The organism is Pseudomonas congelans, from assembly GCF_900103225.1.
GTDB lineage: Bacteria > Pseudomonadota > Gammaproteobacteria > Pseudomonadales > Pseudomonadaceae > Aquipseudomonas > Aquipseudomonas congelans.
Genome location: NZ_FNJH01000009.1, coordinates 72,727 through 88,471, shown reverse-complemented (window position 1 = coordinate 88,471; position 15,745 = coordinate 72,727). Strand labels below are relative to the sequence as shown.

General features: G+C 58.5%; 16 protein-coding genes. 1 reads left to right on the top strand and 15 read right to left on the bottom strand.

The genetic code is table 11. From position 1 onward, the window contains the following. Window positions 1-681 precede the first annotated feature (681 nt). The 12 genes from BLR20_RS22990 to BLR20_RS22935 all read right to left on the bottom strand — a co-directional run bounded on the left by BLR20_RS22990 (window position 682) and on the right by BLR20_RS22935 (window position 12,786). Window positions 682-1,662: an SdiA-regulated domain-containing protein gene (locus tag BLR20_RS22990; RefSeq protein ID WP_054993380.1), complete on the bottom strand. Its 981-nt coding sequence runs from the start codon at window positions 1,660-1,662 to the stop codon at window positions 682-684. A 41-nt stretch (window positions 1,663-1,703) separates the two neighbouring features. Further along, a complete protein-coding gene (locus tag BLR20_RS22985; protein WP_054993379.1) occupies window positions 1,704-3,233 on the bottom strand; it encodes an ArnT family glycosyltransferase in 1,530 nt (509 codons plus the stop codon). Then, on the bottom strand, window positions 3,230-3,514 hold the full coding sequence (locus tag BLR20_RS22980; RefSeq protein ID WP_010428439.1) for a lipid-A-disaccharide synthase N-terminal domain-containing protein: 285 nt from the start codon (window positions 3,512-3,514) through the stop codon (window positions 3,230-3,232). Before BLR20_RS22980 ends, BLR20_RS22985 begins: the two co-directional genes overlap by 4 nt. Next, entirely contained in the window at window positions 3,511-4,254 is a 744-nt protein-coding gene (locus BLR20_RS22975) for a glycosyltransferase family 2 protein (RefSeq protein WP_054993378.1), read from the bottom strand. Before BLR20_RS22975 ends, BLR20_RS22980 begins: the two co-directional genes overlap by 4 nt. Window positions 4,255-4,265: 11 nt before the next feature. Then, window positions 4,266-5,261, bottom strand: coding sequence for an NAD-dependent epimerase (locus BLR20_RS22970; protein ID WP_054993377.1), 996 nt, complete (start codon window positions 5,259-5,261; stop codon window positions 4,266-4,268). After that, window positions 5,258-6,586: a UDP-glucose dehydrogenase family protein gene (locus BLR20_RS22965; protein ID WP_032611231.1), complete on the bottom strand. Its 1,329-nt coding sequence runs from the start codon at window positions 6,584-6,586 to the stop codon at window positions 5,258-5,260. Before BLR20_RS22965 ends, BLR20_RS22970 begins: the two co-directional genes overlap by 4 nt. Before the next feature lie 183 nt (window positions 6,587-6,769). Beyond that, on the bottom strand, window positions 6,770-7,813 hold the full coding sequence (locus BLR20_RS22960) for a FecCD family ABC transporter permease (protein ID WP_054993376.1): 1,044 nt from the start codon (window positions 7,811-7,813) through the stop codon (window positions 6,770-6,772). Beyond that, entirely contained in the window at window positions 7,810-8,760 is a 951-nt protein-coding gene (locus tag BLR20_RS22955; RefSeq protein WP_032611226.1) for an ABC transporter substrate-binding protein, read from the bottom strand. Before BLR20_RS22955 ends, BLR20_RS22960 begins: the two co-directional genes overlap by 4 nt. A 1-nt stretch (window position 8,761) precedes the next feature. After that, window positions 8,762-9,541, bottom strand: coding sequence for an ABC transporter ATP-binding protein (locus BLR20_RS22950; protein ID WP_054993375.1), 780 nt, complete (start codon window positions 9,539-9,541; stop codon window positions 8,762-8,764). Between the two features lie 276 nt (window positions 9,542-9,817). Next, window positions 9,818-10,231: a VOC family protein gene (locus BLR20_RS22945; RefSeq protein ID WP_010428420.1), complete on the bottom strand. Its 414-nt coding sequence runs from the start codon at window positions 10,229-10,231 to the stop codon at window positions 9,818-9,820. 159 nt (window positions 10,232-10,390) lie between these two features. Beyond that, window positions 10,391-11,338 carry a methyltransferase gene (locus BLR20_RS22940; protein ID WP_054993374.1) on the bottom strand — a complete coding sequence of 316 codons (948 nt, stop codon included), beginning with the start codon at window positions 11,336-11,338 and terminating at the stop codon, window positions 10,391-10,393. Continuing rightward, on the bottom strand, window positions 11,335-12,786 hold the full coding sequence (locus BLR20_RS22935) for an iron-containing redox enzyme family protein (protein WP_032611321.1): 1,452 nt from the start codon (window positions 12,784-12,786) through the stop codon (window positions 11,335-11,337). Before BLR20_RS22935 ends, BLR20_RS22940 begins: the two co-directional genes overlap by 4 nt. Before the next feature lie 336 nt (window positions 12,787-13,122). Here BLR20_RS22935 and BLR20_RS22930 point away from each other — a divergent pair, with 336 nt between their 5' ends. After that, window positions 13,123-13,641: a DUF4142 domain-containing protein gene (locus BLR20_RS22930; RefSeq protein ID WP_010428410.1), complete on the top strand. Its 519-nt coding sequence runs from the start codon at window positions 13,123-13,125 to the stop codon at window positions 13,639-13,641. A 69-nt stretch (window positions 13,642-13,710) separates the two neighbouring features. On the opposite strand, the gene BLR20_RS22925 is transcribed toward BLR20_RS22930, so the two are convergent. The 3 genes from BLR20_RS22925 to BLR20_RS22915 all read right to left on the bottom strand — a co-directional run bounded on the left by BLR20_RS22925 (window position 13,711) and on the right by BLR20_RS22915 (window position 15,428). Then, complete coding sequence (locus BLR20_RS22925; RefSeq protein WP_010428408.1) at window positions 13,711-14,208, bottom strand: YciE/YciF ferroxidase family protein; 498 nt, start codon at window positions 14,206-14,208, stop codon at window positions 13,711-13,713. A 105-nt stretch (window positions 14,209-14,313) separates the two neighbouring features. After that, window positions 14,314-14,511 carry a hypothetical protein gene (locus BLR20_RS22920; protein ID WP_054993372.1) on the bottom strand — a complete coding sequence of 66 codons (198 nt, stop codon included), beginning with the start codon at window positions 14,509-14,511 and terminating at the stop codon, window positions 14,314-14,316. 35 nt (window positions 14,512-14,546) lie between these two features. Further along, window positions 14,547-15,428, bottom strand: coding sequence for a manganese catalase family protein (locus BLR20_RS22915; RefSeq protein ID WP_032611218.1), 882 nt, complete (start codon window positions 15,426-15,428; stop codon window positions 14,547-14,549). Window positions 15,429-15,745: the final 317 nt, after the last annotated feature.

Here is a 15,745-nt window from a genome sequence, read left to right as displayed (position 1 = left end):
CCATAAGTATTCAGTCCCAATTCAGACCTGCTAACGCTTTACGAAGTAGAAGTTTGGGTCAGCGAATTTTCGGCAGTAGGGTCAATTCTGCATCGGCGGCAGCGAGCTGCGGTTTGGCGCTTACGTCGTGCACATTAACCCGAATCAGTTGCCCAGCAGAGCAGCCGGGTGTTTTGCCGGATAGGACTTGCAGCAGAGCAAGAACCTGCCCTAGTTTCGCTGATTGGGTCGACTCACCTGTCGCCGCCTTGAGGGATCGCTGCGGCTGAACCTCGCAGCGACAGCTCACAGAAGCTTTCGGCTATATGGCTACCGGGGGCGGTGCAATCACGATAGAGGGGTGTCGACCGCATGACCTGCTGCCAGGTCAGAGCGATCGGTGGCCATGGTCCAAAGCCTGAGGACGAGATTAGTCTGACTGACAAAGGGCAGGGAAAATGAGCACCTTTATGAAGCGTTCCTCCTGTGCTGGCTCCCCTAATAAAGTATCCTGCGAGTATTGATAAAGCCTCTCCCGTGAGGATCGATAGCATTGTGAAAGCAGCGCAACTGACGTTTGCGCTTGGTCAAGACCTGTCGAAAAGCCTCAGCGTCCGATTTTCCGAATTCCGTAATCCCTCCCAAAACAGACCCTGCCCCCACTCCCCGAAAGTCACCCTCAAGGCCGGGTTTCTTCACTACCTATTCCGGCACTTTCGAAAACTTGTAAAACAGATTCGGCTCGCTGACCACGTATAGGTTACCTGCGCGGTCCATGGTCAGGCCTTCGGGTTGCGGGGCGCTGTGCTTGAGGTCGGAGAAGGTACCCAGCAGTGATCGAATGCTGACGAATCGTCCCTTGCTATCCAGTTCCGTGATCGAGTGCGACTGGTCGCTGAGCAGCAGTAAATGGCCGGTTCGCGGATCGTAGTAACCGTCTGAAAGGTCGCGTGCAGCGACACTTTTCGTGATCCAGTCGATCCGGTCGGCAATTTTGATCTGCAGACGGCCCTGATCGATGGAGCGCAGGACGCCGGAAACCTCGAACATCTGCCGTGGATCGCGCTCCTTGATCGCGAACAGGCGGTCGTTGGCGGGATCGTAGGTTACGCCTTCGAATCCCTTGTTATGAATACTGGGGTTGATCAGTAGTGCAATGAACTGAGCTTCCTCGACGTGGATGGGGCGTGCTTGCGGCGGCAACGTGATGATGTCCAGTTGCTGGAGATCTTCGTCGCACAGCACGATGCGACCGTTGCCCAGATAAGCCACACCTTCTGTGTCGTCGAAACCGATCAATGGGTAGCGGGCGATTATGTCGCCGTTCGCGTCCAGCGCCAGCAGTTGCCTGGGGCCTTTGTTGGTCACTGCCAGCAGTCGGCCATTGTCGTAGTCGTAGGTGATCCCGGAGATATTGGCGACGTCCGGGGCAAGGGGCTTGGCGTCGATAACCACGTGGAAATCCGGCAGCCAGATATTCTTGTCGGCTGCCGTATTGCCCTTTAACCAGGTGCGACCGTACTGGTACAGCTGTTGGTGGACCTGAAAGTGTGTCAACACTGCGTAGGCCAGGATCAGCAGCCCGAGAGCACCTGCACTCAGCACGAGTTGTGCGAGTGATACCTGCCTTCGTGCGACGTTCGACCACGTCAGGCGCTTTGCCTTGATCGTTTCCAGTTGCATGGCTTCATTCACTCCCGCGTGTTGGGCGGCTGGGCGGGGGATTAATCAACATTTTGCTGCCAGGCGAAGCGATAGGCCTGCATCGGACTTTCCGGTCTGCACCGGCCGTTGTCGGCATCGGCATCGACGATGAACCAGTCAGCTCTGGAGGTCTGACCTAGCGGCCGGGCTTTTTCCGGCAAGAAGCAATTGGCCAGTTGCTCGCCTGGCACCAGCGCAAAGGTGCCGGGGTTTTCCCTTAGCCAGCGGGCAGCCTGTTCGGTTGCCGACGGCTTGGCAAAACCGAAATGCACAATGGGTTGGCGTGCATAGAGCCAGTGCCCCTCGCGCCAGTTGACCAGCACCAGATCGGCACCTTGCGTGACGTAAGCGGCTTGCTCCATCAGTTCCTTGTGTGGGTTTTGGCCCTCTATGACGGGTTCGACGAACCCTCTGGCGAACCACAGACCAAGCCAGATAACCACCACCACCGGGACGATTTGCCGAGCCCTGACGCGGTCATGGAACCAGCGTTTCAACAACCAGGGCAGCAAGGGGGCCGCCACCAGTATCAGGCCGGGCAGCGCCGGAAAGATGTAGATCTTGCGTTTGCCACTGGAGAGGCTGAAGAACAGCAGCACCAGCAACACCCAGCCGAGCAGTACCAGAACCCGGCCGTCGCGCTTGCTCAACTGTCGGCGCCAGGCCGGGATCAGCCAGGGCAGCACCAACACCAGCGGCAGCCAATACTGCGGGATGACTTTGACGAAGAAATACCAGAAGGGCTCGCGGTGGTCCCAGGCGCTGGCGTAGCGGTTAGCCGTCTGGTGCAAGAGTATTTCCTGCACATAGGCGAAGCCTTCCGGGCCGCCGTCACGCACGACCGAGATAATCATCGGCACCAGCCACAGGCAGCAGGCCAGCAATAACACCAGCAGACCCAGCGCCCAGCGCGCGGCCTGTCCAGGCATGGCCACCACACCGTGCCAACCTTTACGCGCGGCATAGGCGTAAGGGATCAACATCAAGGCGGGAACAAAACCGACGCCCTTGGTGATAATGCCCAGGCCCATGGCCGCACAGCTGAAATAGAACCAGCCCCAGGCCGGCCCAAGCAACACGTGGCGGACCAGGCCGTAGAAGCCCAGCGCAATCCACAGGCACAGAAAACTGTCGATCTGCCCGGTGCGCAGGATGCTGTAGGTCTGATAGGTGGCCAGGAACAACAAGGCGGCGTACCGACCGATGCGTCGGTTCCACAGGCGGGTGCCCAGATCGTAGAGGACTGCGGTGGTTGCGCCTGCAGAGAGCAGCCCGGGCAGGTACAGCGCTATGTTCGGGCTGCCCGTCAGCCAAATGAAGAATGCCGTCGCCCACATGAACAGCGGCGGTTTGTCGGCATAGATCTGCGCGGCCCGGTGCGGGACGAACCATGAGCCGTTCTGCAGCATTTCCAGGGCAACGCCGAGAAACCGCTCTTCGTCCACGTTCTGCGGCAGACGCAAGCCCAGGCCGCCCCCGACCATTAAGACGGCCAGCGCGACCAGTAGCCATCCCTCGAGGCGAGGCGAAAGGTGAGTTCGCACCGTCATTGCTCCTCGGATGTCTTGGCCTGTCGGCTGATTAGCTGCAGGTTGCGCATGTACACCAGCAGACCAAAGGCCTGGCCGGCGATGAAGACCGGGTCCTGTCGATAAATGGCGTAGGCCAGCAGGATCGTGCTGCCCAGCATGCTCAGGTACCAGAAGCCCACCGGGATGATGCTGCGCTTCTTGAATTCGCTGTACAGCCATTGCAGGACAAAGCGTCCGGTAAAAACCGCCTGCCCGACAAAACCCAGGACCAGCCAGAAAGTCTCGTTGTCCGGCTTCATGACTGCAGTTCCTGTGCCTGAACATCCAGGCGAGTCCGGCGGATCAGCCACCAGACGCCGACCAGATCAAGAATGCCCACCAGCGCGCGGTCCAGGTTGCCGTACTTGGACACGCCGGCCTGGCGATGGCGGTGGTTGACGGGGTGCGTGACCATACGGCCGTTATGTCGCTGAATCAGCGCTGGAATGAACCGATGCATATGGTCGAAGTACGGCAGACGCAGAAACGCGGCCCGCTCGATCAGTTTCAGGCCGCACCCGGTGTCTGGAGTTGCGTCCTTGAGAAGCCGGCTGCGCAGGCCGTTGGCAAAGCGCGAGGCCCAGCGTTTGCTGGCGGTATCTCGCCGATTCACTCTGTGGCCTGCCACCAGCTGTATCGGCCCGGAGCCGTTTGCGTGAGCGCGTACCAGCGCCAACATCCCGGGAATGTCCGCCGGGTCGTTCTGCCCGTCACCATCCAGCGTCGCCAGCCAGGTGCCGTTGGCCGCCAGTGCTGCGTGATAGACCGAAGTGCTCTGCCCGAGCGATCGCTCGTGGCGCAGGATTCGCAAAACGGTCAGCCCGCTGTCCTTGAGGTGAGTCAGCACTTGCAAGGTGGCGTCTGTGCTGCCGTCGTCAACGACCAGTATTTCGTAGCGTTCCCCGTCCAGCGCTGTGCAAATTTCCTTTATCAGGCTGGGCAGGTTGTCGGCTTCGTTTTTGGCCGGGATCACGACGGAGAGAAAAGTGGGCGTGGTCATGGAAGTCCTTGTTATTGAAGTGGCACACAGAGCCGGGCCTGATAGTGCTCCCGATACCAGTCGACGAAGGCCCTGACGCCGGTGTCGACCGAGACCTGTGGTTGAAAGTCGATCCATTGGCTCAGCGCACTGACATCTGCCCAGGTTTGCAGCACGTCGCCCGCCTGCAAGGGCAGGTAGCGCCTCTGCGCGCGCAGGCCTAGCGCGGCCTCCAGGCAATCGACGAACTCCAGCAGCTTGACGGGCTGACCCCGGCCGATGTTGAAGAGCTGATGAGGCGGCTCGCTGCCAACGGCATCGGGCGGCAGCAGACGCAGGCGCAGGATGCTTTCGACAATGTCGTCGATGTAGGTGAAGTCCCGCGCCATTTCGCCGTGGTTGTAGATATCCACAGGCTGCCCGGCGAGCATGGCTTTTGTGAACTTGAACAGCGCCATGTCCGGCCGGCCCCAGGGGCCGTAGACGGTGAAAAAGCGCAGCCCTGTGGCGCGTAGGCCGTACAAGTGGCAATAGCTGTAGGCGGTGAGTTCGTTGGCACGCTTGGTGGCGGCATACAGGGACAGCGGCCGGTCGACGGCATCCTCTACCTGAAACGGCATGCGCGTATTGGCGCCGTAGACCGAGCTGCTCGACGCGTAGATCAGGTGCGCCGGTCGATACTGCCGACAGGCCTCGAGCACGTTGATAAAGCCGACCAGATTGGATTGGGCGTAAACATTCGGCTGTTCAAGCGAATAACGCACACCGGCCTGCGCCGCCAGATGAATGACCTGTTCGAAGGTATTTTGCGAGAAGAGGGTGGACAGACCTTCGGCATCGGTGATGTCCAGCCTGTGGAACGTGAAACCTGGCAGGCGCTGGAGTATGGCCAAGCGCGATTGCTTGAGCTCGACGCTGTAATAATCGTTGAGGTTGTCGATGCCGACGACCTCCACACCGAGCTCGCACAGACGCCTGGCGACATGAAAGCCGATGAACCCCGCAGCACCTGTCACCAGTACCGTCATGGCGGAGTCGCCCGGCCACGACCAATGCCGTAGTAGGTAAAGCCCGCCTCACGCAGCTGCGACGGGTCGAACAGGTTGCGGCCATCGAACACCACGCGATCACCGAGCTTTTCGCCGAGCTGGTCCAGGTCCAGCACCCGGTAGTCCTGCCACTCGGTTACCACCACCAGAGCGTCTGCGCCTTCCAGAGCATCCTGCTTGCACTGCACCAGTTGCAGGTCGTTTCGCTCGCCGTAATGATGCCTGACCGCTTCTATTGCTTGAGGGTCGTGCGCTTGAACCCTGGCACCGGCTGCCCAGAGCGCTTTGAGCAGGGTATGGCTGGAGGCTTCGCGAATATCATCGGTATTGGGCTTGAAGGCCAGTCCCCAGACGGCGAAGACCTTGCCACTGAGATCACCACGATAATGCGTGTGGATATTTTCAAACAGGCGGTGCTTCTGGCGGCGATTGACCTGTTCCACAGCATTGAGCAACGCCGTTTCCACGCCGTGCTCGCTGGCTGTGCCGATCAGCGCCTGCAAGTCCTTGGGAAAGCATGAGCCGCCGAAGCCGCAGCCTGGGTAAATGAAGTCATAGCCAATGCGCGGGTCGGAGCCGATGCCTAGCCGCACCTGTTCTATGTCGGCACCTACTTGTTCAGCGAGGTTGGCGATCTCGTTGATGAACGAAATCTTGGTCGCCAGCAGGCAGTTGGCAGCGTATTTGGACAGCTCTGCGCTGCGCGCATCCATGACCACGAACTTCTCGCGGTTGCGACTGAACGGCTGATACAACTCGCGCATCTGCTCCAGCGCTCGCGGGCTGGCCCCGCCGATGATAATGCGATCCGGACGCAGGCAGTCACTGACCGCGCAGCCTTCCTTGAAAAACTCGGGGTTGCTGATCACTTCAAAGCCGTCATCGCGTCGCGCACTGGCAGCGATCTCAACGAGCAGGCGGTCAACGGTGCCCACTGGCGAGGTCGACTTGTTGACAATGATCGGGGCGCTCTCGGCGTGTCTGATCACCGAGTGCAGTACGGCAAGCACCTGGCTCAGGTCCGCCTTGCCGTCGACTTGCGCTGGCGTGCCGACTGCGATGAATAGCAACTCTGCAAAGCGACTGGCGTGTACTTCATCGGTCGTGAAACTCAGTCTCTTGCAGTCCAGGCCATTGCGCAGAAGTTCGCCAAGACCGGGCTCGAATATCGGACATATACCTTCGCGCAGCGCGTCAATGCGCTTGCTGTCGACGTCCATGCAACACACGGTATGGCCTACTTCAGCCAGACAAGCAGCAAGGGTAAGTCCCACATAACCGGTTCCGAACACTGTCACTCTCAAGTGTCGCTCCTTCTGCTTCATGCATGAATGGATGAGCCGGTTTGTATTCAGGTGCGTCGGCAGCCTTAAATAACCAGCGCAAAATAAATGTCATAAAGGTGTTAAGAAACGATGACACAAGTTTGTCATGTAGCCAGAAGGGCCGCGGGCAGTCCTGTTTGCACGCGGCAAACACGTTGCCCGTTACTGACCGCGCTTCATCATGAAAATGAAAAACAGCCCTCCCAACAAGGCGGTGGTAATGCCTATCGGCAGGTCTTCAGGGGCAATCAGCGTGCGGGAGATGACGTCTACCCAGACCATCAACAATGCACCCAGAAGGGTGGCGACAGGCAACAGCCGTCGATGCTCGGAGCCCACCAGACGTCTGGCCATGTGCGGCACCATCAGGCCGACGAAACCGATGGAGCCGCACAGGGCGACCAGTACGCCGGTCATCAGTGAGGCGATCAGGAAAACCAGCAGGCGCACATTTCGCACTTGCAGGCCAAGGCTCACGGCGGTCTGGTCGCCACCCATCAGTGCATTCAGTGAACGACCCAGCCCTTGCAGCAGGACCCAACCGCACAGCACCGTGATAAACGGCACTGCAAGCAATTCCCAGCGGGCCAGACCCAACCCGCCCAGCATCCAGAACAGCACCGAGGAGCTGGCGCGGTGGTCGCCCAGAAACAATGACAGGTTGGCGATTGCCATCATCACGAAGGACACGGCCACGCCGCCGAGCAGCAGGCGCTGGCTGTCCAGGCGGCCTTGGTGACTGGCCAGCCACAACACCAGGCACAGGCTGACCAGCGAGCCGACAAAGGCGGCCAGCGGCAATGTCAGCATGCCAAACACTTCCCCCACATGCATGACCACGATCACTGCGCCAAGCGTGGCGCCCGAGGTCGCTCCCAGCAAATGCGGATCGGCCAGTGGATTGCGGGTCGCGGCTTGCAGAACGCAGCCGATCAGCGCCAGCCCTGCGCCTGCCAGCGCGCCCAGCAACACGCGGGGCGTGCGTATCAGCCAGACGATGGTTTCCTGTCCCGCCGTCCAGAGCGGTGGATGTTCGGCAGTGCCGCAGAGTTTGAACATCAGGATATCCATTACCCGGCTCAAGGGCACAGGGGCCGCGCCGAAGGTGATGCACACCAGGCATGACGTCAGCAGCAAAAACGTCAGAGCGATCAACAGGCCCCGGTAACGGCGTGGCCGTTCGGTCAGCCACTGTGCCAGCGTCATCGCTTCACGTCATGAAATGCCGCTGCAAGCGTTTCGATAGCCGTGACATTGTCGATGCCGGGCGTCACCGCCACATAGGGCAGCACGACATAACGCCGGTTGCGGATCGCGTCGACGGATTGCAGGGCCGGATTGCTTTCAAGAAAGTGCTGTTTCTGCGCGGCGCTGACTTCGCCGTAGTCGACGATCACGATCACCTCGGGATTGTTTTGCACGACCGACTCCCAGTTGACGTGGGTCCAGCTGGCCGCCACGTCGCCCATGACATTGCGGCCGCCTGCAGCGCTGATCAGCGCCTGAGGGATTGCCAGACGCCCGGCGGTCATCGGCCGGTCTTCACCGCTGTCATACAGAAACACCCTGGGCGGCGATTTGCCTGCCACGCTTTTTTCGACGTCGCTCACGCTGCGGCGCATCTGTGCAACCAGCGTTTCGGCCCGGGTCTGCACATCGAATATCCGGCCCAGATTGAGCAGGTCGTTGTAGACATCCTCCAGCGTCGCCTCGGCGCGGGGCATTATCTGGGCGCAGGATTCGGTCAGTTCATAGGCCTGGATGCCCAGCGGTGCCAGACTTTGCGGAGTGACATCGCCACCCACGCGCATGCCATAGTTCCAGCCGGCAAAATAGAAGTCGGCGTTGGCATTGAGTAGCGTTTCCAGAGACGGATATTTACTGGACAGCTCGGGCAGCTTGCCCAGCTCGCGCAACAGCGCCTGGTCGGGCTTGTTCCAGCCGGTGATGCCGCTGTAGCCGACCATGTGCGATTGCAAACCCAGGGCAACCATCATTTTGGTGAGGTTCACATCGTTGCTGACGGCACGCTGCGGCGCAGCCGTGAACGTCACCGAGCGGTCGCAGCTTTGCACGGTGACGGGGTAGGCGGCATGCGCCATCGGGCTGCATAGCAACGCAGCCAAAGCCAGGCGGGCGGACAGGCAGTTCATGTCAGGGTATCCAGGTGATGCGTGGGTAGTCACGCAGAGGGTGGCTGTCGACCAGCGCCTTGGCGCCGAACACGTTGAGCAGCATTTCCTGGGTCAGTACCTCCCGGGGCGTGCCTTGCGCAATGAGCCGGCCGTGATGAATGACACACAGGCGATCACAGAATGCCGCCGCCAGGTTCAGGTCATGGATACTGGCCAGCGTGGCCATGCCAAGCTGTCTGACCAGCCCGAGCAATTCCAGTTGATGGCGCGGGTCGAGGTGGTTGGTGGGTTCGTCCAGCACCATCAATCGGGGTTCCTGCACCAGCGCCCGAGCCAGCAGACAACGCTGCTTCTCGCCGCCGGAAAGCGTGTCGAATCGATGCTGCTCGTAGCCCGCCAGCCCGACGGCGTTCAGGGCTTTTTGCACAATCGCGCGGTCGTGGTCACTGTCTGTGGCAAAGAACCCCTGATGAGGGGCGCGCCCCATGTTTGCCACATCCAGCAGCGTCAGGCCGAATGCATCGGGAAACTCCTGGGCAACCACTGCCACGTGCCGGGCGCACCAGCGCGGAGTGCAGGACCAGATATCGCGGGCATTGATTGCGACCTTGCCGCTGTGCGGGCGGCTGTAGCGGAATGCGCAACGCAGCAGGCTGGTCTTGCCGCTGCCGTTGGGCCCGATCAGGCCGACGAACTCGCCTGCGGCGATCTGCAGGTCGATATCCTTCAAGGCAAAGTGTTCGTGCGTGCAGACTGACGTCTGTTCCGGTGCCCACGCGAGGCGTTCCAGCGCCAGCATCAAACACGCGTACCCACAGTGACGTGCCGCGAGGGCGGCTCACCTGGTATCCATTGCCGAATGTGCTGACCTGCCTGCAAGGCGTGCTTTGTGATGACTGGAAAGGATTGGGAGACACGGTTGATCATGGCGTCGGAAGATCGCTTGAGAAGGCTGCGTTAAGAATCTTCAATTGTTATAACATAGCATTTGAAGCGCAGCACTCTCGCTTACCAACCTTCGATTGCCCTCGGTTTATAGCCCCACCTTTTGCAGGCTGCACCTGACCTGCGTGATTCAATAAATCGCCCAGCAGCCAGGCGTCAAGAGTTCGACAAGATTCTCATCGGGGTCGCGGAAGTAAATGCTCGACCCGCCTTTGGGCCATTCGGTACGGCCTTCGATGGCGACGCTGGCCCTGACGAGGCGATCGGCCCAGGGTTGCATCTCGTCGGCATTGATGGCGAAGCACACATGAATCCGGCCCTGTGCGTCGTGGGGTGGTATCTCTCCGCCGCTCAGGTACTGCGTCTGCAGTGAAGCGCCGCGCTTGAACAGCAGCAGGGTGCTCACACCTCCGACGTTGAGCGCCACCAATGTCGCGCTTTCGAACATCACTTCCAGTTCAAGGGTGGCGGAATAGAATTCCCTGGCGTTCGCCAGATCGTCTACGTAAAGGGCTGTTTCGATAATCCTGTTCAGGCGTGGCATGTGTCGTCATCCTTTTCGGTGTGCAACGAGTCTCCATCGATCAACCGCAGGGTGTTGATCGATGGCTCGTGGCAAGTTTCACAGGGATGCTGACAGGCTGACCAATGCTCGGTTCTTATGCTCTCTATAAGCGCGAACTATTGAAGATATTTCGGTGGGTCATGCAGGCCGTCGGGTGACCACCAGTTCGACCGCTGCGATACGGTCCACGTCCTCATACCCCTCTTCAAGCAGCTCTTCGCCGAAGACATCCGGGTCCAGTTCACGGTAGGTCCATGCCAGTGCCGCATGGTCGATATCGGCCTGCACCGCTTCAAAGAACGGGTCGTGCTCGCCCACCATGGCCACGCCGGTGTAAAGCACCAGCGAGCCGCCCGGAGTCAGGCGGTCCACAGATTCGCGCAGGATGCGCACGGACAGGTCCGCGCCCAATGCATCACCACCGTGGCGGTAGGCGCGGCGCTTGGTGTCTTTCATGTAGGGCGGGTTCGCGACGATCAGGTCGAAATTTCCGCTCAGGCCCGAGAGGATATCGCTGTGGCAGCACTCCATATTCTTCAGCCCGGCGACCGTGGAATTGGTCTGCGCGAAATGCAGCGCCTTGGGGTTGATGTCGACGGCATGAACCTGTGCCTGCGGGCGGGCAACCGCGATCAGCATGGCGCCGGCACCTGTACCGCAGCCGATGTCGACGGCGCGGTTGATCGGGTGCGACGTGCCTTGCAGGTGGCGATTGATGGACTGCGCAAAGCGATAGGTATCGGGACCGAAGAATACCGAGTCTTCATCTGAGGTAGGAAACGCCGAATGCACCAGCAGCAGATTATCCAGGCTGGAAAATCTCACCCGGCTTTTCAAGCCGTCTTCCTTGCGCTCCAGAATGCCGGCAGCCAGCAGGCCTTGAGCCTCTTCGACCGGAAGCATGGATTCCGGTATCAGCCGGCTCCAGCCGAAGACGTCGCGCAGTGACGCGGCAGTACGATTTTCCGGGCGTTGATTGACGTGTTGATGAGTCAGGGGCGTGGGCGTGATAAAGCGATAGCCACTGGTTTCAAGGCGCTGCGCCAAGGCAATCAGCGCGGCGCTGTCGGGGAGGGGATGACTCATGCCTGGGCTCCTGTCATTCGCTCGGCCATGCTGCTCACAAACAGACGCGTCGCGTGCAGGCCGGCGGCTGTTGCATGCCTTGCCGGCGACATGCTTTCGATCAACGTGGACATCTTTTCTGAGGAGGGTGCAGATTCCAGTTTCATGTGCAGTTCGCGCACATCCGGATCAGCGTCCGCCGAGGCAGGCGCAGCAAGCGCAGGAGAGGGCTGAGCACCGTCTTGCAGGTTGCGGAAGCGCGAGCGAAAGGCTTCCGGAAGCCGTTTGCCGACTGTGGGTTGAGCGCTGCCATCCGATAGCCACTCACCGGCGATCCAGTCGTGCACGAGTTGCTTTTCATAACCGTTGAAGACGCCGAACATCGGTGCACCGGCGCCTTCGAACAGTTTCCAGAAGCGGCTGTGCAGAGGGTCTTCGTGACGCTTGATCCAGCCTCTGTTCTCCAGTACAGCAAGAAATTCCGGGATCTGATCGGGCTCGGCGAGCCACTCGTTGACGGTCTTGCCATCCAGGCGGCAGTAGTCGGAATGCATGTGCTGACCGAACGTCCGCTTGCGCTCAAGCATGGCGATCACTTCCTGCTCCAGGTCGAACGACTGGATCACCTGAGTCGACCCCATCCCCAGCTCATTGAGGCGGTAACCACTGGCGACACGACGATAAAACTCGTCACGTTCCTGGCCGACCGGCAGCAACTCAAGGACGCTCTGCGCCGCCTTGCGCGCATGGCCGGTGCTGGCGTTATCGATCGTCACATGCAGGGTGAAGTAGTAAGGATCAATGCCCAGTTCATTCAGCTCGAATGAGGTGATGAGCAAGTGCAGCGGCAGCTGTTCATAGCCCAGGTTGTAACCAATGACCTCGGGGAGGTACTGCTCGCTCAACTGCCCCAGTGACAGTTGAATGGCGCCCTGCAGGTAGGCGTCATCGGCCAGTGGCGCGCTGGTATCGCAGTCCAGGTCCGCCAACAGTTTCCGGTACAGCGAGACATGGTTCTGCGCCTGTTCGCCGTCACCGAGTTCTTCAAGGTATGTCCGAATCAGGCCATGAAAGCGGTAGTCCGCCCAGCGCGGCAGCAATCCGTATAGCCAGGCGCCGTCGACCATTTTGGTCGGTGCCACCTGCTGAATGAAATACATCGCGTGCGCTTTGCTCTTGAAAAACCGTCTCGGTTTTCCGGCGCGGCGTTGCTCGAGATAGAGTGCGTATTGATCAGCCACGACCCCTACGTTCTGCTCCATCCACTGTTCAAGCGCTTCAGGCTGGGCCGGAAGATCGCAGTGCTCCCGCTCGGCCAAGGCCAGGCAGTGATTCAGAAACATGACCGCATCGTGTTGATGTTCGGGAGCACGTTCATTCATCCATGATTGATAGACGGTTTTTGAACGGGCTTCTTCAACGACGGTTTTGACGACGGCATCGCCGGTCATCACTTGAAGAGACGTCATGAAAATCGTACCTCGGCAGTTGAACATCACGATTGACGCAGTCATTCGAGACTTTCTGTTTTTCTATGCAGCGTAGATAAGTGAGTGCCTCGGTACGGGGAAATTCAGCGTAATTTTCCAGGCACCGATAGGTGGTGATCGTGCTTATTCCTGGGGGCGATGGTTGCGCGGAAAAAAATGTATTGCCGGTTTGGGTTTACATCTGCAACAGGTGACCGTGGTACCGGCGTATGCCGCGTCTGATCAAAAAGGCTGAACGCAGGTATTTGAAGCAGGTCGTAATATTCGTGTCATCGATAACGATGACGTATTCAGCCCATAAAAGGATGACCGAAAATGACCAATTATTTTCGCATGAGCGCCATTGCCGTTGTACTTTCGCTAGGTTCGCAAATGGCTGTTGCCGCTCAGGACGCTGACGATTTTGTAGAGGATGCTTCTGCCAAGGGCATCGCCGAAGTTCAGGTTGGCAAGCTCGCACAGGATGAAAAAGGTGTCTCTGCAGACGTGAAGGAATTCGCCAAGCAGATGGTCACGGATCACACCGCCGCCAATGAGAAGCTGGCTGCGATCGCAAAAAGCAAGAACCTTGAAGTATCTGAAGATCCAATGTTGATGGACAAAGCCAAGGCAATGATTCTGGAGATGCGCGAGAAGTCATTCGACCAGGCTTACGCCAACAATCAGGTCTCCGCGCATGAACAGGCGATCAAGCTGTACAAGGAAGAGGCCGAGAATGGCAAGGATCCAGAGTTGAAGGCATTTGCGAAGGCAACGCTGCCTACGCTTGAGAAGCATCTGGAGCATGCGAAAAAACTCGCTGCTGCCCATGGCGGTGATGCTGCCAAGAAGTAAATCCTCTACACCGCATGACGGGATCTACACCCTGTAGAGCGTCATGCGGGTACCGCCGAGAAACCCTCATTACTTTTTCGAAGTGGCCGCCTGGGTTCCGCCCTGTTCGGCGATCGCCGTCAGCTTTTCGTCTGCGCCTTTTTCTTCTGCCAACGTGGCACTCAACAGAGCGGTTGCCTCTTTCATCTTCAGATGTTTGGCCATTGCGATGAGTGTGCCGTAGCTGGCGATCTCGTAATGCTCGACCTTCTGACATGCGCCGATCAACGCGGCATCGAGCACAGCGCCTTTTTCGATCTCTTCCAGCAACTCCTTGCTTTCTTCGATCAGACCTTCCATGGCCGCGCATTTCATGCGTTTCAGCTTCAGACCAGCGCCTTCCACCAATTCATCGATACGATCGATCTGACCTTGAGTTTCTTCAAGATGAGCCTTGAAGGCTTCTGCCAGCAGTGGATTGGTCGAAGCGCGTGCGAGGCGCGGGAGTGCTTTGGTAATTTGCTTTTCGGCGCTGTATACGTCTGAAAGTTCGTGAATGAACAAATCTTCTATGGTCGTGCGAGTCATGTTCTTACCCTTTTCAGCGAAGAGAGACTTGTCCACAGGCAAGCATGTGGTCTGTAAGCCTGTGGACAAGTCGGATGGAGCGCTTAACATTGATGACCTGCGGGGTCATCGACGTGGCAGGTTATTTTCAAGCAGGGTTCCAACTCCGAAACCCTTGGTCGCCATCACCACTTGAAAGCCTCGGCGTGCAAGCAGCGCCTGCGCCTCGAAAGCACGAAGCCCGTTTACAAATACCTTGTCGGTCAACACGCTATCCAACTCGTCGCGAGGCGTGAGAGGTCGACGGGAGCTGAGCTTTTTCATGATTCCATTCTCCTGATCAAACGATTGTTGCCGCTTCAGGCGTCTTTGCCCTGGACAAAGCCAGAGCCCAGATCTGCACCGGTAATCGGGTTGGCGGCCGGATCGGACTGGGTCCGTTCCTTCATCATTTCCAGCACCTCTGTGTCCTTTTTATTCAGCGTGACCGAGGCCGTACCTTCGCCGCCATCGACAGCCGCTTGTGGCGATTCCACATACTCCCAGTCACCGCCCTGATTCCAGGCGCCGCGTACATTGGGTTCGCCAGACATGTTGAAGTATTTGTTGGTGAACTCCGGCATGCCCGGCAGTTTGCCCTGCGGGAAGTTCGGCTGTATGGCGTGCAGGGCTTTTTCAAAAGACAACTGGTGTGCGATTTCCCGAGTCATGAGAAAGCCCAGCGCTTCTTTAACGCCAGGATCATCGGTTACATTCATCAATCGCTCGTAAACAATCTTGGCTCTGGATTCTGCGGCGATGTTAGACCGGAAGTCCGCTGTCGGCTCGCCGATAGTATCGATATAAGCCGCTGTAAAGGGCACGCCGGCGGAGTTGGTCAACGGCGCACCGGAGCCGTACAGCAGGCTGGTGATATGTGAGTCATTGCCGTTACCGTTGATAGAGCGATACAACTCGCCTTCTTCTTCGATGCCTTCAGCCAATTGGCCTTTGGCGCCCTTATTGAGCATGACAATAATGGAACCCACAATTTCAAGGTGGCTTAGTTCTTCAGTGGCGATGTCCATCAACAGGTCTTTACGGCCTGGATCTTCTTCGCTCAATCCTTGGGTGAAATACCGTCCGGCGGCGGCCAGTTCACCCTGAGCCCCACCGAACTGCTCAAGCAGAAGGTTGGCCAGTCCAGGATTGGGTCTTGCTACGCGTACGGTATATTGAAGTCGCTTGTTATACATGAACATGTCGTATCCTCAGGCTTTGATTTCTCGGGAAGCGTCAACCCATGGGCATGGGTTCGATTCAACGCAGTCACAGGTTATGAGAGACTGAGGAGCGCGATCGTTACTGCTAACTTTTTTAAAGAGGACCGACGGTGTAAGCGCTGCCGTTCAATAGAATTTTAATATCCCTTAAGGTGACGCGCATTTTGCTTATATTACCGTGAAGGCCTATTCAAATTGGCGATCAGCCAGGCCGCATTGCCCCGTCAGAGAACCCGGGAAAATTGCAGTTATAAACAAACTCTATCATCAACTAAACCGAGCGGTTCAGGTATACC